Genomic DNA, 17,598 nt, shown 5'->3' with positions numbered 1-17,598 from the left:
AATGTCGTCAGCGGCAGTACGTACTACTTCCTGACCGCCGGTCACTGTGGCCAGGTCGCGTCGACCTGGTACTCCAACTCCGGTCACACGACGACGCTTGGCACCAACGTCAGCTACAGCTTCCCGACCAACGACTACGCGCTGGTCAAGTACTCCAACACTTCGGTCACCAAGACCGGCGGCGCCGGGAACACCGACATCACCAGCTCGGCCAACGCCTACGTCGGCGAGTCGGTGCTGCGCTCCGGTTCCACCACCGGAATCCACTCCGGCAAGGTGACCGCGCTCAACGCCACCGTCAACTACGGCGGCGGTGACGTCGTCTACCAGATGATCGACACCACCGTCTGCGCCGAGGGCGGCGACTCCGGCGGCCCGCTCTACACCTCCGGCGGCATCGCCCTCGGACTCACCTCCGGCGGCAGCGGCGACTGCACCTCCGGCGGCGAGACCTTCTTCCAGCCCGTGACGGAGGCGCTCAGCAACTACGGCGTCAGCGTCTACTAGGAGTTCCGCGAACTCCTCCGCTGACCGCGACGGGCCCGGGCTGTGCTGCGCCCCGGGCCCGTCGCGGTCAGTTCCTGTCCGCGACGGGTGCCAGACTTGGGCCCATGCTGGAAACCTCGGCCCGCCTGCTGCGGCTCCTCTCGCTCCTCCAGTCCCGCCCCGACTGGACCGGCCCCGACCTGGCCCAGCGGCTCGACGTGACCGCCAGGACCGTACGGCGTGACGTGGAGCGGCTGCGCGCCCTCGGCTACCCGGTGCACGCCACCCCCGGGACGGCGGGCGGCTACCGGCTGGGCGCGGGGGCGGCGCTGCCCCCGCTGCTGCTGGACGACGAGGAGGCGATCGCGGTCGCGCTGTGCCTGCGTACCGGCACCGACGGCAGCGTGGAGGGCATAGAGGAGACCTCGCTGCGAGCCCTCGCCAAGCTGGAGCAGGTGCTGCCCTCCCGGCTGCGGCACCGGGCGCAGGCCATGCAGGCGGTCGCCGTCTCGCAGCGCAAGTCTCCGGCGGCCGTCGGCCAGGACGTGCTCACCGTCATCGGCGCCGCCTGCCGCGACCGCGAGCGGCTGCGCTTCGACTACCGCGACCACGGCGGCACTTCGAGCCGCCGCACCGTGGAGCCCTACCGCCTCGTCCACCACGCCCGCCGCTGGTACCTGCTCGCCTGGGACACCGACCGCGCCGACTGGCGCAGCTTCCGCGTCGACCGCATGCACCCCAAGCCCCCCACCGGCCCTCGCTTCACACTCCGCGAGCCGCCCATGGACGCCGCCGCCTACGTCGCGCGGGGCGTCACCTCGCGTGCGTACCGCTACCAGGCGGTCGTCACCCTGCACACCAACGCCGAGGCCGTCACCCAGTACACCTCCTCCGGCTTCGGCACCGTCGAGGCCGTCGACGGCCAGACCTGCCTGCTGCGCACCGGCGCCGAATCGCTGGACGCGCTCGCCGTCTACATCGGCATGATCGGCGTCGACTTCGAGGTCCACGAGCCGCCCGAGCTCATCAAGCACCTACGCACCGTGGCCGACCGGCTGGCGAGAGCGACGGATCCCGGGCTATAAGGAGGTTGTCACCAGACGATCATCCGACGGAGCGTAACTCCGCCTCGTCCAGGAGTCGGGAAGCGGCCGATGCCGAGGGCATCGGCCACCGCTGAGACGTCCGCCGCCGCGTCCGCGACACGGCGGCGAGGATGCCGGGCGGAGCCGCCGTAGCCGGGCCGGTCGTACGTGATCAGCCTGACGCGCCGATCGCGCAGGGCCGCCTCGTCCGGCACCGGGCCGAGCCTGCTGCCCGGTGTGCCGTGCAGCAGGAAGACCGGCCTGCCCTCCGGGTCCCCGAAGGCCTCGGCAGCCAGTTCCCGGCCGCTCGATGTCCCGACCAAACGCATCCCGCCATCCTGCCCCAGCGGGGCCCCGAGAGGTACCGTGGAATCACCGCCCCTGCGGGGCTCCGCCGGGGTGACGGGCTCGTGATGCCGCGCGGGGCGCGGATGGCAGGGGGCCGTGATGGTCGTGGAGTTGGTGGCAGCGGTGCTGTCGGCCGGTGCGGTGTACGCCCTCGCTGGAATGCGGGTTGTGCAGCAATTCGAGCGGGGCGTGGTCTTCCGGCTGGGGAAGCTGCGGAACGACGTCCGCGGTCCGGGCTTCACCATGATCATTCCGGGTGTCGACCGGCTGCGTAAGGTCAATCTGCAGATCGTGACGATGCCCGTGCCCGGCCAGGACGGCATCACCCGGGACAACGTCACCGTCAAGGTCGACGCCGTCGTCTACTTCAAGGTCATCAACGCGGCGGACGCCGTCATCAACGTCGAGGACTACCGCTTCGCCGTCTCGCAGATGGCCCAGACCTCGCTGCGCTCGATCATCGGCAAGAGCGATCTGGACGATCTGCTGTCCAACCGTGAGAAGCTCAACCAGGGCCTTGAGCTGATGATCGACAGCCCGGCCATCGGGTGGGGTGTGCAGATCGACCGCGTCGAGATCAAGGACGTCTCCCTTCCGGAGACCATGAAGCGGTCGATGGCCCGGCAGGCCGAGGCCGACCGTGAGCGCCGCGCACGCGTCATCAACGCCGACGCGGAGCTCCAGGCCTCCAAGAAGCTCGCGGAGGCAGCCGGCGTCATGTCCGAACAGCCCGCCGCGCTCCAGCTCCGCCTGCTTCAGACGGTCGTGGCCGTCGCCGCGGAGAAGAACTCGACGCTCGTCCTTCCCTTCCCCGTCGAGCTGCTGCGCTTTCTCGAACGAGCCGCCCCAGCGCAGGCCGCCCAGCCCTCGGCCGCGCCGCCCTCCGCTGCGCAGCCCTTGACAGAGCCGCCGGCGCCGACCGCGCCGCCGATGGTCGAGCGGGAGCTCGACCGCCCCGAGCTGGGCGAGTAGGTTCGCTGGGTCGGTGGCCACCTGGCCGGGACCTATGGCCGGCTGGTCAACGCAGCGGGGCCTGCTTCCCGCATACGCTTGGGGGATGACCGACGGCACGGGGGTCCGGCCTGGGTGCCGCGGTCGCTGTCGCCCGGTGAGCCGGCGGCGGACGCCGCACAGGTCCCGGTTCGGCGCACCCGCCGGGACTGGGCGGTGGAGATGCTGCTCTTCTCGGCGGCGTACGCCCTGACCGAGGAGGGGCCGATCGACCAGATGCTGTGGAACCCCACCTACGGCGGTTTCGAGACTTTGTCCCCGTGGAGCCCGGGACGCGCTCAGCGGCGGCCGGGGCTCTTCTCGCGCACCGTCTCCTGCAGCGGGAACGCCATCACCGTGGCACCCACGTGCACGGTCCCCGCCGTACGGGGCGCCCGCGCCTCCTCGTGGAGGTTGACCAGCAGCGCGGCCAGTCGGTGCCGGAAGTCGTCCCAGGCATCCGGCGACAGCCACAACTCCGCGTCGGTGGTGACCCCTTCACCGGGCGCGCGGCGCGCGGCCCGCTCGCGGAGGTTGAGCGACAGCACCTCCGCCAACATGGGGGCACCGTCCTGCCGCTGATCGGGCACCGACGTGTCGTGGACCGCCTGGTAACGGCGTTCCTGGCCACCCCGATTCGGGCGGACCTCGGCCAGTTCCACCAGGCCGACGGCGGCGAGCCGGCGCAGGTGCTGGCTGGCCAGGGCCTGCGATATGCCGAGCTCGCGGGCCAGCTCCGCGGCGGATTGGGGTCCGGTCCAGGTGAGGCTCATCATGCGCAGCCGTACAGGGTGTGCCAGGGCTCTAAGTGTGGGGTCGGTCGCCGTCATGCGCGACAGTAAATCGTGCTGGACCCTTGCCTCCGCAACCCCCTAGCGTTTGCTTGGTGGTCGAGGCTGTGACGTGGGGGACGGTTGTGGAGTGGGGGGCGGTACGGTGCTGCAGGAGCGAGGCGGCCGTGCTTGTCTTGCGGGGGGTCTGAGCTGCGGGTTCGGTGGTTGCGCGATGCGGGTTGAGGGCGGGATCCGGGTGAAATCCCTCACGGGGTCAGGCGGCGTGGCTCGGGGCGCCGGACGCGTACCGACTTCGCCCTTTTTTGAGCGGCTCGGTTCGCCTCCGTTGCGCTTAGAGGCCGCGCGAATAGGTGGGGCGGCGTCGCGTACCGATGGCTCTCGCCTGGCGGCGTAGTCGCCGGCTCACCGCCGTCGGCACGGCGGGCGTGCTTACCTCGGTGTGGTGCCTGCGCCCAGCGCGAAGGCCCGCCGCTCGTGCCAGTGCTCCGCCCCGTCCCGTACGAAGAGATGCACCGCCGTGACGCGCGCGCGGACCGGCGCCGTGCCGCTGAGCGCGGCCTCTATGGCGTCGTACGTGGCCGGGTCCTGGCCGTGCGCCACGGTCAGATGCGGGACCACGTCATCGAACTGCCCGCCGTGCGGTGGCGCTTCGGGCCAGCGGGCGGCGACGGCCTCCGTGAGCGCACGGAAGGGCGCGTCCGGGTCCGGCGCGAGGTAGAGGACGTCGGGGAAGCGCCCGCAGTGGGCGAAGCGGACCTCGAAGGGGTCGTGGGCGCCGATGAGTTCGACGAGGGCGTTGACGACGGCCGCGTCGAGGCGGCTCTCGTGGAGGAAGGGGTACAGCACGGTCACGTGCGCAGGAACCCCGGCGGCGGCCGAGGAGTCGTACCGGTCGCGCCATGCGCCGACCAGCGGCTCGGCCTCCGGGAGCTTGACGATCAGTGCTGTCTCGCCTGCTGCCATGGGCGGCATCCTGTCAGGACCGTAGGGTGAACTGCCATGGAGTATTCGCCTGAGCGCATCGATGAAGCCGACCGGGAGATCCACGCGTTCCTGCCCGAGCCCGGCCGGGCCGCGCGCCTCGCGGCCGAGGCGCGGTCGCCGGCGCCGGGCGGGCCATTGCGGGGTGTCCTGTTCGGGGTGAAGGACATCATCCACGTCGACGGGCTGCCGACCGGGGCCGGGTCGGCGGTGCCGCCTGATGTGTTGGCCGGGGCGGAGGCGGCGCTGGTGAGCCGGTTGAGGGCGGCGGGGGCGCTGGTGGCGGGGAAGACGGTGACGGCCGAGTTCGCGGTGACCGCGCCGGGCCCGACCCGGAATCCGCACAACTTGGCGCACACGCCCGGCGGTTCGAGCAGTGGGTCGGCGGCGGCTGTCGCGGCCGGGATGGTGCCGCTGGCTGTGGGCACCCAGACGGTGGGCTCGGTCATCCGGCCGGCGGCGTACTGCGGGGTGGTCGGTTTCAAGCCCACGTACGGGCGCATACCGGTGGACGGGGTGATCGCCAACGCCCCGAGCTTCGACACGGTCGGGGTCTTCGCGCCGGATGTGGCGGGCGTGGTGCGGGGTGCGGCCGTCCTGTGCGACGCCTGGCGGACAGTACCGTCCGAGGGACGGCGGTCGCCGGTGCTCGGCGTTCCCGCGGGGCCCTATCTGGAGCGCGCCGGGGCGGAGGCGCTGGAGGCATTCAACGCGCAGGCCGAGCAACTCGGTTCGGCCGGATTCGAGGTCCGGGAGGTGCCGGTCATGGCGGACTTCGACGCCACCGTGCGCCAGCTCTTCACCATGAACCGTTACGAAGTCGCCCGCACCCACGCCGACTGGTTCCCCCGCCACGGGCACCTCTACCGCGAGCAGACCGTCGCCGCGATCCGCCAGGGCCACGCCGTCGATCCCGCCGACTACGCCCGAGCGTCGCGCGATCGCGAGGACTTCCGCGACCGCCTCCTCACCGCCATGTACGACCACTCCGTCGACCTCTGGCTCACCCCCGCCGCCACCGGCCCCGCCCCCCTGGGCCTCGGCACCACCGGCGACTCCGTCATGTGCCTCCCCTGGAGCAACGCGGGCTTCCCCTCGGTGACCCTCCCCGCCGGCCGCGCCGCGAACGGCCTTCCCCTCGGCCTGCAGTACGTCGCCCGCCCCGGCGCCGACGAGGAACTGCTGGCCTGGGCGGCGGCCCTTCAGGCGCTTCAGCCGACCTCGAGCCGCAGCCGCACGTAGTCCGCCCCACCGGGCCCCGGGATGCGGTGCCCGGTGGCGCGCCAGCCGTGGCGGGCGTAGAAGGCGCGGGCTCGGGTGTTCCGTGCCCAGACGTCGAGGGTGCCGTGGGGGAGGGCGGCGGCGCGGAGGGCATCAACGTAGGCGTCGTGAAGGGGGTGCTCCAGGCGGGCCGCAGCAGGCCTCGCCGGTACGCGACTCCGGGGCCGGCGGCCCGGGAGGGCGGGACGCGGGGCCCGCCGGGCTCGGCGGGGTGGACCTGGATCTGGTACAGCTCGGTGTCCGCGAGCGCCCCCATGGACAGGACACCACAACCGCGCCGTCGGCGCGCACGGCGCACAGGGTGGTCCGGTCGGCCCGTTCGACGGCGCGGGCCCAGCCGGCGGCGCGCCCGGCGTGTTCGGCGGGGTCGGTCAGCTCGGCCTCGCTCAGGCCGCCGGCCCGGTAGTAGGCGGTACGGGCGGCGGTATGGACCGCGAGCATCGCGTCGAGGTCGGCGGGGGTCGCGGGGCGGATCTCCATGGTGGTCGGGACGCGGCGAGGGGGCGGGCGGTTCCGACCCGGGACGTGCGGCTGTGCTCGGCCGGGCCGGGGCGGGATCAGCCAGGGCGGCCGGGGCGGGCCTGGTGGCGCTAGCGGAGGTGGACCAGGACCCGCCCGGTGTTGGTCGCGTCGGTCTCCACCCGGACGTAGAGCTTCTTGATGTGCTTCTGCGCGAGGAAGGCGAGCACCCTCTTCTTCAACTGGCCCGTGCCCTTTCCGGGGATGATCTCGACGACGTCGACCCCCGTACGCGCAGCTCGGAAGAGGGTCTCCCGCAGCGCGAGGTCGATGTCGCGGTTGTTGCGGAAGATCGGGTGCAGGTCCAGCGTGAGCAGGGTGATCGCCTCCGATCGGCTCGAGCATCGGGTCCGCCGTGCGTCCCCCTGACGATCGGAGGGTACGTCCTGCGAGCGCGTCGCACAGCCGTGAGGCCGCGATCGCGACCACTCCGGGGTGACGAACGTCATCGCGCCGGGCCGATACGGGCGCCCCTCAGAGCGGCAGGCGCCAAGTCCGCTGCCCTGCCCGGGAGATGGCCGGGAGGCAGCTGTTCCGGCCACGGATTCGAACGTCTCGGCGGCGGACACGCGTCCTGTGAAGTCGCTGACCTGGGACGACCGCGCTAAGCTAATCGAACGAACGTACGAGGAGCGTTTCGGGCGAATGGCTGAAAAGGGGCGGAGTGATGGAGGTGTGGCATGGCGGGCTTCGCCCATCTGCATATCGCGTCCGGTTACTCCGAGCGGTACGGCGCCGCGCACCCCGAGCACCTCGTGCAGCGGGCGGCCGAGCGAGGGATGGAGGCGCTGGCGCTGACCGACCGGGACACCGTCACCGGGGCCGTACGGTTCGCCGAGGCGTGTGCGGGGGCGGGTATCCGGCCCGTCTTCGGGATCGACCTCGCGGTGGAGGCGCTCGCGTCGGCGCTGCCGGCCCAGCGGCGCCGGACGCCGGTGCGCGGGGGCGCCCATGTGATGGAGCCGTCGCTGCGGTTCGTACTGCTGGCCCAGGACGGGGAGGGCTGGGCGCGGCTGTGCCGGATCACCTCCGCCGCCCACGTGGGCACCGCGAGCCAGGCCGCCCCGGTCCAGGTGTCGTGGGAGGCGCTGCGCGAGCACGGCGGCGCCGGCCTGACCGTACTGCTCGGGCCGCTGTCGGAGCCGGTGCGGGCGCTGGCGGCGGGCCGGGAGGACGTCGCGGTGAAGCTCCTGGCGCCGTGGCGGGAGGTCTTCGGCGACGGGGTGCGGCTGGAGGCGGTCGTACACGGCCGCCCCGGCACCGGCCCGGGGTCGCTACGGCTCGCCGCGCGCACCCTGGCGCTGGCCGACCGGACCCATACCACCGCCGTCCTCTCCAACGCCGTCCGCTACGCCGACCCGGACCAGCACCGGCTTGCCGACGTGCTGGACGCCGCCCGGCTGCTGCGGCCGATCGACCGGCGCCGGCTGGACGGCGGGCAGCGCTGGCTCAAGGGGCCCCAGGAGATGGCGCGGGTCGCCCAGGCGGTCGCCGAACACGCGGAGGCCGGCCCACGACGGGCGGGCCGTCTGCTCGCCGACACCGCCGCCACCGCGGCCGCCTGCCGCCTCGACCCCGCCGCGGACCTCGGGATCGGATCCCGGCACTTCCCCGAACCGGAGGTCGTCGGCGCGGGCCCGGGCGGGGCGGGGGAGCTGTTGCGGCAGCGGTGTGAAGCCGGTCTGGTCCGGCGCGGCCTGGACCGCGACCAGGCCGCACTCGGCAGGCTGGAGGAGGAGCTGAAGATCATTACCAAGCTGGGGTACGACTCGTATTTCCTTGCCGTCGATCAAGTCGTCGCCGATATACGGGAGTTGGGTATCCGGGTTGCCGCTCGCGGCTCGGGTGCGGGTTCGATGGTCTGCCACTCGCTGGGGATCGCCACGGCCAATCCGCTCGACCACCGCTTGCTGTTCGAACGTTTCCTGAGCGAGTTGCGGCCGTCGCTGCCGGACATCGACATCGACGTGGAATCGGCGCGCAGGCTGGAGTGCTACGACGCGATCTTCGCCCGCTTCGGCAGCGAGCGGGTCGCGGTCACCGCGATGCCCGAGACGTACCGGGCCCGCAGGGCGCTGCGGGACACCGGCCTGGCGCTGGGCATTCCGCCGGACGAGGTGGACCGGATCGCGAAGAGCTTCCCGCACCTGCGGGCCTGCGACATCACCAACGCGCTCACCGAACTGCCCGAGCTGCGGCAACTCGCATCGGAAGCGGAACGGTACGGGCCGCTGTGGGAGCTCGCCGAGGGCCTCGACTCGCTGGTCCACGGCATGGCCATGCACCCGTGCGGGGTGATCATCAGCGACGCGACGCTGCTGGACCGGCTGCCGGTGCAGCCCACGCCCCAGGGCGACTACCCGATGGCGATGGCGGCGAAGGAGGAGGTCGAAATCCTGGGCAACATCAAGCTCGACGTCCTGGCCGTACGGATGCAGTCGGCGATGGCCCATGCCGTCGCCGAGATCGAGCGGGCGACCGGCGACCGTATCGATCTGGACGATTCGCGGCAGGTCCCGCTGGATGACGTCTTCGCCTTCAAGCTCATCCAGGAGAGCCAGACGATCGGCATGTTCCAGCTCGAGTCACCCGGTCAGCAGGATCTCCTGTCGCGGCTGCAGCCCCGTGACGTCCAGGACGTCATCGCCGACATCAGCCTCTTCCGCCCCGGGCCGGTGGCCGGCGGCATGCCCGAGCGGTACATCGCCGCCCGGCACGGCGGCGACCCGCACTACGCCCACCCCGCCCTCGAACCCGTCCTCGCCGACACCTACGGGGTGACCATCTGGCACGAGCAGATCATCGAGACGCTGCATGTGATGACCGGCTGCGACCTGGCGGAGGCTGAGATCGCCCGGCGGGCGCTCGGCGACAAGGAGCGGTTGCCCGACATCAAGGTGCGGTTCCACGAGCTGGCCGCCGCCCGTGGCTACAGCCCCGAGGTCCGCGACGAGGTGTGGGCGACCGTCGAAGCCTTCGGTGCGTACGGGTTCTGCCGGGCACACGCGGTCGCCTTCGCCGTACCCGCCCTGCAGAGTGCCTGGCTGAAGGCCCACTTCCCGGCTTTTCTGCTGGCCGGCCTCCTGGAGCACGATCCCGGTATGTGGCCCAAGCGGGTCATCGTCTCCGACGCCCGCCGTCGCGGCGTCCCGGTCCTGCCCGTCGACGTCAACCGCTCCCGGGTCGAGCACACGGTGGAGCGCGCCGACGGAGACCGGTGGGGGGTGCGGCTCGCGCTGTCCGGGGTGCGCGGGATCAGTGAGGACGAGTGCGCGCGGATCGCGGCCGGGCGGCCGTACGGATCGTTGTCAGACTTCTGGCAGCGGGCCCACCCCAGCCGGCCGGTCGCCGAACGCCTCGCCGAGATCGGCGCCCTGTCCTGCCTGCACGACGGCACGCTCACCCGGCGGGATCTGCTGCTGCAGATCGCCGAACTCCACCGGCAGTCCAGGGTCCGTACCGCCGGCAAGGGGCAACTGCCCATCGAGGCAGGTGCGATCGGCGGAACGGAGTCGAGCGGTCTGCCGGAGATGACCGGGCGGGAAGCCCTCAACGCGGAGCTGAACACTCTCGGGATAGACGTCTCCAGGCACCTGATGGAGCACCATCACCGGCTGCTGCGGGAGATCGGCGCTACCGACGCCGCCCACCTGGCCGGACTGCGAGCAGGGCAGCAGGTCCTCGTCGCCGGAGTACGTGCCTCCACGCAGACCCCGCCGATCGCCAGCGGCAAGCGCATCATCTTCGTCACCCTGGAGGACGGCTCCGGCCTGGTCGACCTGGCGTTCTTCGAGGACTCCCACGAAGCCTGCGCGCATACGGTCTTCCACAGCGGGCTGCTGCTGGTGCGCGGGACGGTGCAGGTCCGCGGCACCCGGCGGACGATCGTCGGGACCATGGCCTGGGACCTGGACCGGATCGCCGCCGCCCGGCGCGACAACGGTCCCGAAGCCGCACTCAAGCTGCTCGGCGCGGACGGCCCGCGGCCCACCCCCGCGCAGCCGCAGCGCACCCTTCCCGACGGCACGGCAGGCGCCCGCCTGCATCCCTACGCCGACCTGCAACCCGCCGGCACCCGCTCGGCCGACCTGCGAAAGCTCGGTCACCGCAGCCCGGGGAGCGCGGGATGACCACCCGCCCACGGCACATCGCCCACATGCACCTGCACGGCGAACTGGACGAAGGACGGTACGCGGAGGTGCTGGACCTGCTGGCCGGAATCACCCCCCGCGTCCAGGCCTTCCCGCCCCACGCCGTCCAGCTCGACCTGACCTCGGCGCTCAGATACTTCGACCTCAACCCGTACGACCTGGTACAGATGGCGAAGATGCGTCTGATGGCCCTCTACGACATCGAAAGCAGCTCGGGCCTGGCCAGTAACCGCATGCTGGCCGCCATGGCGGCTGCCGCGTCCGCACCGGGACGTACCCTCCAGGTCCTCGCCGACCAGGCCGCGGCCTGGCTGCGGCCCCGACCGGTGACCGCGCTGCCCGGAATCGGCCGGGCGACCGCGACCACGCTCGGCAAGTACGGTCTGCACACCATCGGGCAGGTCGCCGACCTCCCGGCGGCGACCCTCCAACGCCTCCTGGGCGTCGGCCAGGCCCGACTGTTGGCCGAACGCGCCCGCGGCCACGACCCCCGCCCGGTCACCCCGAAGGCACCCGCGGCCCACATGACCGCCGACCTCGTCCTCGACCGGGACTGCCTCGACCCGGAACAGCACCACCGCGCCGTCCTCGCGCTCGCCGAGCAGCTCGGCCAGCGCCTGCGGACCGAGGGCCAGGTCACCGGCCACCTCACCCTCACCGTCCGCTACGCCGACCGCAGTTCCACCACCCGGACCCGCACCCTTACCGAACCCACCAGCCACTCACCCGCCCTGGCCGTCACCGCGCTCGGCCTCCTGACCGCCCTGGGACTGCAGCGCGCACGTGTGCGCGCCTTCGCCCTCCGCACCGACGACCTGCGGCCGGCCGACGACGCTCACCATCAACTCTCCCTGGACCCCGGCGACGACCGCGCCCGCGCCGCGGAGGCCGCCGCCGACCGCGCCCGCCGCCGCTTCGGGCTGGACGCCGTACACCCCGCCACGCTGGCCGCCGACCGGAGCGGCACCTGACGCCAGCGGTCGGGCCGACGAGGCTCTTTATCGCGCCTCGGAGGTCGCATAAGGCCACTAGGTGAATTCTTTACCAACGAGTAGCTAGCTCCTTTTGTTACTGGCGCGTAAATTGACGGAAGCTCAGCAACCTTGTGATCCGGATCACAGTTGGACAGGTTCGCTGCCACGGCCGCGACCCCACCCGACCTGCGAGGAGGTCACAAGATGCTGCCCTTCAAGCCAAGATCCGTGCTCCGGGCCCTCTCCACCCTGGCCCTGACGGCCGCACTGACCGCAGCCCCCACCATCGCCAACGCCGACACCGCGACCGCCGCCGACACCGCCACCGCCACCACCAGCAGCGGTTGGAACAACTACTCCTGCAAGCCCTCCGCCGCCCACCCCCGCCCCGTCGTGCTCGTCCACGGCACCTTCGGCAACTCCGTCGACAACTGGCTCGGCTTCGCGCCCTATCTGGTGAGCCGTGGCTACTGCGTCTACTCCTTCGACTACGGCCAGCTCCCCGGAGTACCGGTCTTCTACGGCCTCGGCCCCATCGCGGACTCCGCCCAGCAGCTCTCCGTTTACGTCGACCGCGTCCTGGCCGCCACCGGCGCCGCCAAGACCGACATCGTCGGGCACTCCCAGGGCGGCATGATGCCGCGCTACTACCTCAAATTCCTTGGCGGCGCCGCCAAGGTGAACACCCTCGTCGGCCTCGCCCCCGACAACCACGGCACCACACTCAACGGACTCACCCAACTACTCGCCTACTTCCCCGGCGCCTCCACCACCGTCAACGGCGTCCTGGCGCCAGGGCTCCGCGACCAGATCGCCGGCTCCGACTTCCTCCAGAAGCTCAACGCGGGCGGCGACACCGTGTCCGGCGTCCACTACACGGTGATCGCGACCAGGTACGACGAGGTCGTCACGCCGTACACCTCGCAGTTCCTGTCCGGCTCCGACGTGCACAACGTCGTCCTGCAGAACCTCTGCTCGGCCGACCTGTCGGAGCACGTGGCGATCGGCGTCCTCGACCGCATCGCCTTCCACGAAGCCGCCAACGCCCTCGACCCCGCCCACGCCACCCGCACCGACTGCACGTCCGCGCTCAGTTGACACGCGCCGAACGGCGGCGGCCACCCCGCCGCCGGGAGGCGGTGAGCATCAGCACGGACGCGCCGAGCGCGACGGCCGCGGCACCCCCGACCGCGTACGGCGCCGAGCTGCCGGAGCTGCCGGAGCTGCCGGTCTCGGCGAGGTCCAGCGGGGTCGAGGAGGCCTCCGGCGCGGGGGCGTTGGCGGCGTCGGCAGTGGTGGGGGAGGCCGAGTGGTGGTCGTGCTTGACGGTGGACTTGCTCGCGCCCGCCGCGATCTGGGCGTCGGAAGGGGTGGACGCCGCGGCGGTCGGGGTGGCCGAAGCCTTGGCCGTAGCCGGCACGCTAGCCCGCGCGGACGGGCGAAAGCGCTGCTCGGAGGCCCTGCAGCTGATCCTTGTGCCGCGTCGAATCCGGTGCTGGGCGTTACCTCGGGAGCCCGGCCCACTCTTCGCGGACATGGCAAGGTGTTGGTATGACCGAACCGAGTCAGAGCGACAGCCGCCCCGACGCGCTCCAGCTCATCGACGCCGTCGTCGACCCCGGCACCTGGCACGGCTGGGACGAGCCCGTCACCGCCCTCGGCCTGCCCGAGCCGGACGACGCGAGCTACCGGGCCGACCTGGAGAAGGCCCGCGCCCGCACGGGGCTCGACGAGTCCGTCGTCACCGGGGAAGGGCTCATCCGGGGCCGCCGGGTGGCTGTCGTCGCGGGCGAGTTCCGCTTCCTGGGCGGCTCGATCGGCGTCGCGGCGGGGGAGCGGCTCGTACGGGCCATTGAGCGGGCCACCCGGGAGCGGCTGCCGCTGCTCGCCTCGCCGGCCTCGGGCGGGACCCGTATGCAGGAGGGCACCATCGCCTTCCTCCAGATGGTCAAGGTCGGCGCCGCCATCACCGACCACAAGGCAGCCGGGCTCCCGTACCTGGTCTATCTCCGGCACCCCACCACCGGGGGTGTCCTCGCCTCCTGGGGCTCCCTGGGCCACCTGACCGCCGCCGAGCCGGGCGCGCTGATCGGCTTCCTCGGGCCGCGTGTCCATGAGGCCCTGTACGGCGAGGAGTTCCCGCCCGGCGTCCAGCTCGCGGAGAACCTGCTCGCCAACGGCATCGTCGACGCCGTCCTGCCGGCCGAGCAGCTGGCCGAGGTCGCGGCCCGCGCGCTGCACGTGCTGTGCGGGGAGGACACCGCGGCCGCCGCCCAGCCCGACGCGGCCCCCGGCGGCACCGGGCCCGACGTGCCCACGGCCGAGTCGATCCGGCGCTCCCGGCGCCCCGAACGCCCCGGGCTGCGGGACCTGTTGGCCGTAGCCGCAACCGAGGTCACCCCGCTCAGCGGCACCGGCGCCGGCGAACGCGACCCTGGGCTCGTCCTGGCCCTCGCCCGCTTCGGACCCACCCCCTGCGTCGTCCTGGGCCACGACCGGCGCAACAGCATCCAGCCCGGCGGCCTGCGCGAGGCCCGGCGCGGCATGCGCATCGCCGCCGAGCTGGACCTGCCGCTGCTCACCGTCATCGACACCGCCGGGGCCGCCCTGTCCAAGGAGGCCGAAGAGGGCGGCCTCGCCGGTGAGATCGCCCGCTCCCTCGCCGACCTCGTCACCCTGCCGGCGCCGACCATGTGCCTGTTGCTGGGCCAGGGCGCCGGCGGCGGAGCCCTCGCCCTCCTCCCCGCCGACCGCGTCCTCGCCGCCCGCCACGCCTGGCTCTCCCCGCTCCCGCCCGAGGGCGCCTCCGCGATCCTCTACCGCACCACCGAGCGCGCCTACGAGGTCGCCGACCGCCAGGGCGTCCGCTCCGCCGACCTCCTCGCCCACCACATCATCGACCGGGTCATCGACGAATCCCCCGACGCCGCCGACGCCCCCGGCCCCTTCCTCGCCTCCCTCGCCGAAGCCCTCGGCGTCGAACTCGCCACCCTCCGCGCCCAGGACCCGGCCGCCCGCATGACCGCCCGCCGTGCCCGCTACCGAAACCTCGGACTGTCAGTGCCTGGTGACACCATCGAGGCATGACCATCGATTACTGGGACACGGCTGCGGACACCTTCGACGAGGAGCCGGACCACGGCCTCGGCAGCCCTGAAGTGCGGGCGGCCTGGGCCGCCCGCATGCGGGGATGGCTGCCCGACGGGCCCTCCGATGTGCTCGACCTCGGGTGCGGGACCGGCAGCCTGTCGTTGCTGGCCGCCGAGCAGGGGCACCGGGTGACGGCCGTTGACAGCTCGGCGCGGATGGTCGAGCGGGCGCAGGCCAAGCTGGCCGGGACGGGGGCGCGGGCGCTGGTGGGGGATGCGGCGGAACCACCGGTGGGGGAGGGGCAGTTCGACGTCGTGCTGGTGCGGCACGTGCTGTGGACGCTGCCCGAACCTGCCGAGGCCCTCCGGCGGTGGGCGGGGCTGCTGCGGCGCGGCGGCCGGATGGTGCTGGTCGAGGGACGGTGGGGGGAGAGCGAGCCGGTGGGCATCAGCGCGGACACCCTCGCCGAACTGGCCGCGCCGGTCGCGGAATACATACGGATTGAGCAGTTGGCGTATGACAGCGTGCTGTGGGGGCGCGAGGTCAAGGACGAGCGGTACGTGGCCGTGGTGCGGGTGGCGCCGCCGCGCCGGCATGCGGAGGTCGTCGACATCCACCTGATCCTGCGGCGGGGTGACGAGATCCTACTCGCCCGGCGGGCCAACACCGGCTATGCGGACGGCCTGTTCAACGCGCCCTCCGGCCATGTCGAGGACGGTGAGGACGTGCGCGCGGCCGTGATCCGCGAGGCGTACGAGGAGGTCGGCGTCGCGCTCGACCCGGAGCGGCTCGCCGTGGCGCTGGTGATGCAGCACAAGGCACCGGCGGGCGATCCCCGCATCGGGTGGTTCTTCGAGGCCCGGGTGGAGGAGGGCGACGGCCGGGAGCCGGTCAACCGCGAGCCGGATAAGTGCTCCGAGCTGGGGTGGTTCCCGCTGGAGGCGCTGCCCGACGACATGGTCGCGTACTGCAGGGCCGGAATCGACGCGTACCGGGCGGGGGAGCGGTTCGTGCTGCATCTGCACGAGGTGGGCGACTCGATCGCGTACGACCCGGCCGGATCCGACCGGGCGATACCGCTGCCGGCGGTCAGGGCTCCTGAAAGTGGTCCGGATGGACGCGGTGGTAGCCGCGCCACTCGTACCAGCGGGTGATGCCGAAGCCCAGGAGCAGGGAGATCCCCAGTCCCACCGCGAGCATGATCCAGGCACGCTGGAGGCCGGCGTCGGCACGCGCGTCGAAGTAGATGATCCCGCGCACCCCGCCGCCGATCTGGCGCATGGGCTCGAACCACGCCAGGGTCCGGTAGAACCCGGGCACCGCCTCCAGCGGGATCGTCGCGCCCGCCGAGGGGATGGCCAGCGCGACGAAAAAGAGCATGCTGACGAGCTGCCCCAGGCCACCGAAGACGGCGATGATGGCCTGGGCGCCCATGCCCACGACCGCGCTGGCGCAGATCACGAAGACCCACAGCAGGAACAGGTGCGGCAGGTACAGCCGGATGATCACGGCGGTGGCCAGCACGATGACACTGGAGGTGACCACCGACAGGGCGGCCGACATCACCATCTTGATCACCAGCGTCTGGATCCGGCTGATCAGCTGGGGCGACCGCATCCGCCTCTTGGGCCCGAGCTCGCTGGGGGCATAGCCCAGTGCCGAGTCCACGCCGTTGCTGACGATGTTCGCGCCCAGGAAGCCCGACAGCACCACCAGCAGGGTGATGTAGAAGGCCGAGAGCCCCAGGCCGGTGCGGACCCCGATGGGGTGCCCCGGGGCGGTGGTGAAGGCGACCGGGTCGCTGAGCAGCATGAGCTGGGCGGCACTGGGCTGCGCCCCCACGCTGCGCATCTGCTGGGACAGGTCGGATCCGATGCGCTGCGAGGCGGAGTGCAGGGCCTGCTGCTCGACCGTGGTGGCCAAGGAGGAGGCGAGACTGCCGGCGCCGGGATTCGTCAGCAGCGTCACCTGAGGCCGGCTCACGGCACCGGCACCGGCACCGGCACCGGTATCGGCTGGCTTGGTGGAGGTGATGTTCTGCAGCGACGAGGTGAAGCCGGCGGGGACCTCGATGGCACCGTAGATGCGGTCGGAAGCGAATGCGTCCTGGGCCGCGCCGGGACTCATGATCTTCCATGAGACGCGCTGGGCGGGATCCGGCGCCGTGGCGATGCCCTGGACGAACTGTTCGCCCAGGCGTCCGGTGTCGCGGTTGACCAGTGCGATCGGCAGATGGTGCATCGAGCCCTTGGGGTCGGCGATCGCGCCGGTGTAGACGAGGGCGAGAACGAAGGAGACCAGCGTCACGAGTGCTGCCGGAAAGGCCCACACAGGCCATTTGCCCAGGATCTGTCGCGCCGTGATTCTCGGTGGCCCTTCTTCCCGGGGCTGCTGCTGCGATGACACAGGTACATCCCCGATCTGCCGTGGTGTCCATCCCAGGGTGCATCGGACGGGCTCGACCCGCATCGCGGCGTGGGCCACCGTCAGCAGCCGCTGCCCGCTGCCCGTGTGCCGCACAATGGCTGCGACAAAGGCCCGCCTGCCAGGAGTACCGCCGTGACCCTCCAGATCACCATCGACCCGGCCTCGGCCACCGCGCCGTTCGAGCAGCTACGCTCCCAGGTCGCCGAACAGGCGCGTTCCGGAGCGCTCCCGGTCGGCGACAAGCTGCCGACGGTACGCGGGCTCGCGGAGGAACTGGGTCTGGCGGCGAACACCGTGGCCAAGGCGTACCGCGCCCTGGAGGCCGACGGCGTCATCGAAACGCGTGGCCGCCACGGCACCTTCATCGCCGCCGCCGGTGACGCCGCCGCACGCGAGGCCGCCGCCGCGGCCTCGGCCTACGCCCAGCGCGTGCGGCGGCTCGGCCTTGACCGCGACGCGGCGCGCTCCGCGG

16 protein-coding genes and 1 pseudogene are annotated in these 17,598 nt (G+C 72.3%); 10 read left to right on the top strand and 7 right to left on the bottom strand.

The window, feature by feature from the left end:
• A partial coding sequence (locus tag EFK10_RS38380) for a S1 family peptidase (RefSeq protein WP_127360283.1) occupies positions 1-507 on the top strand: 507 nt, incomplete at its 5' end.
• Between the two features lie 104 nt (positions 508-611).
• Complete coding sequence (locus EFK10_RS38375) at positions 612-1,571, top strand: helix-turn-helix transcriptional regulator (RefSeq protein ID WP_127360282.1); 960 nt, start codon at positions 612-614, stop codon at positions 1,569-1,571.
• A gap of 38 nt (positions 1,572-1,609) precedes the next feature.
• Here the strand turns inward: EFK10_RS38375 and EFK10_RS38370 are convergent.
• Positions 1,610-1,900, bottom strand: a pseudogene (locus EFK10_RS38370) (alpha/beta fold hydrolase); the annotation flags it as partial.
• A 118-nt stretch (positions 1,901-2,018) separates the two neighbouring features.
• Here EFK10_RS38370 and EFK10_RS38365 point away from each other — a divergent pair.
• Entirely contained in the window at positions 2,019-2,891 is an 873-nt protein-coding gene (locus EFK10_RS38365; RefSeq protein WP_127360281.1) for a slipin family protein, read from the top strand.
• Positions 2,892-3,208: 317 nt separating this feature from the next.
• Here EFK10_RS38365 and EFK10_RS38360 read toward each other — a convergent pair whose 3' ends face one another.
• Positions 3,209-3,739 (bottom strand): ArsR/SmtB family transcription factor, encoded by a 531-nt coding sequence (locus tag EFK10_RS38360; RefSeq protein WP_127360280.1) that lies wholly within the window; start codon positions 3,737-3,739, stop codon positions 3,209-3,211.
• Positions 3,740-4,132: 393 nt separating this feature from the next.
• Positions 4,133-4,666, bottom strand: coding sequence for a 2'-5' RNA ligase family protein (locus tag EFK10_RS38355; RefSeq protein ID WP_240677727.1), 534 nt, complete (start codon positions 4,664-4,666; stop codon positions 4,133-4,135).
• 36 nt (positions 4,667-4,702) lie between these two features.
• Here EFK10_RS38355 and EFK10_RS38350 point away from each other — a divergent pair, with 36 nt between their 5' ends.
• On the top strand, positions 4,703-5,926 hold the full coding sequence (locus EFK10_RS38350) for an amidase (protein WP_127360278.1): 1,224 nt from the start codon (positions 4,703-4,705) through the stop codon (positions 5,924-5,926).
• A gap of 132 nt (positions 5,927-6,058) precedes the next feature.
• On the opposite strand, the gene EFK10_RS38345 is transcribed toward EFK10_RS38350, so the two are convergent.
• Both EFK10_RS38345 and EFK10_RS38340 read right to left on the bottom strand, forming a co-directional pair.
• Positions 6,059-6,445 (bottom strand): GNAT family N-acetyltransferase, encoded by a 387-nt coding sequence (locus EFK10_RS38345; RefSeq protein WP_127360277.1) that lies wholly within the window; start codon positions 6,443-6,445, stop codon positions 6,059-6,061.
• Positions 6,446-6,555: 110 nt separating this feature from the next.
• On the bottom strand, positions 6,556-6,933 hold the full coding sequence (locus EFK10_RS38340) for a Smr/MutS family protein (RefSeq protein ID WP_206305753.1): 378 nt from the start codon (positions 6,931-6,933) through the stop codon (positions 6,556-6,558).
• Between the two features lie 231 nt (positions 6,934-7,164).
• Here EFK10_RS38340 and EFK10_RS38335 point away from each other — a divergent pair, with 231 nt between their 5' ends.
• The 3 genes from EFK10_RS38335 (at position 7,165) to EFK10_RS38325 (ending at position 12,707) form a co-directional block, all read left to right on the top strand.
• The gene (locus tag EFK10_RS38335) at positions 7,165-10,614 is read left to right on the top strand and encodes a DNA polymerase III subunit alpha (RefSeq protein WP_127360276.1); all 3,450 of its coding nucleotides are present in this window, start codon (positions 7,165-7,167) and stop codon (positions 10,612-10,614) included.
• Positions 10,611-11,606, top strand: a complete 996-nt coding sequence (locus tag EFK10_RS38330) for a DNA polymerase Y family protein (protein ID WP_127360275.1) — start codon at positions 10,611-10,613, stop codon at positions 11,604-11,606. The genes EFK10_RS38335 and EFK10_RS38330 overlap by 4 nt, the downstream gene beginning before the upstream one ends.
• Positions 11,607-11,813: 207 nt before the next feature.
• The gene (locus EFK10_RS38325) at positions 11,814-12,707 is read left to right on the top strand and encodes an esterase/lipase family protein (RefSeq protein ID WP_127360274.1); all 894 of its coding nucleotides are present in this window, start codon (positions 11,814-11,816) and stop codon (positions 12,705-12,707) included.
• Here EFK10_RS38325 and EFK10_RS38320 read toward each other — a convergent pair.
• A complete protein-coding gene (locus EFK10_RS38320) occupies positions 12,700-13,029 on the bottom strand; it encodes a hypothetical protein (protein ID WP_127360273.1) in 330 nt (109 codons plus the stop codon). The genes EFK10_RS38325 and EFK10_RS38320 overlap by 8 nt on opposite strands.
• 131 nt (positions 13,030-13,160) lie before the next feature.
• On the opposite strand from EFK10_RS38320, the gene EFK10_RS38315 reads away from it, so the two are divergent.
• Positions 13,161-14,696, top strand: coding sequence for a carboxyl transferase domain-containing protein (locus tag EFK10_RS38315; RefSeq protein ID WP_127360272.1), 1,536 nt, complete (start codon positions 13,161-13,163; stop codon positions 14,694-14,696).
• Positions 14,693-15,853, top strand: coding sequence for a methyltransferase domain-containing protein (locus EFK10_RS38310; RefSeq protein WP_127360271.1), 1,161 nt, complete (start codon positions 14,693-14,695; stop codon positions 15,851-15,853). The genes EFK10_RS38315 and EFK10_RS38310 overlap by 4 nt, the downstream gene beginning before the upstream one ends.
• Here EFK10_RS38310 and EFK10_RS38305 read toward each other — a convergent pair.
• Positions 15,789-17,006: a DUF3533 domain-containing protein gene (locus EFK10_RS38305; RefSeq protein ID WP_240677726.1), complete on the bottom strand. Its 1,218-nt coding sequence runs from the start codon at positions 17,004-17,006 to the stop codon at positions 15,789-15,791. The genes EFK10_RS38310 and EFK10_RS38305 overlap by 65 nt on opposite strands.
• A gap of 252 nt (positions 17,007-17,258) precedes the next feature.
• Between EFK10_RS38305 and EFK10_RS38300 the strand changes: the two genes are divergently transcribed.
• On the top strand, positions 17,259-17,598 hold a 340-nt coding region (locus EFK10_RS38300; RefSeq protein ID WP_127360270.1), incomplete at its 3' end, for a GntR family transcriptional regulator.

It is taken from the genome of Streptomyces soli, from assembly GCF_003999195.1.
Classification (GTDB): domain Bacteria; phylum Actinomycetota; class Actinomycetes; order Streptomycetales; family Streptomycetaceae; genus Actinacidiphila; species Actinacidiphila soli.
Note: the sequence above shows the minus strand (reverse complement) of the source record. Positions and strands in the feature narration are given on the sequence as shown.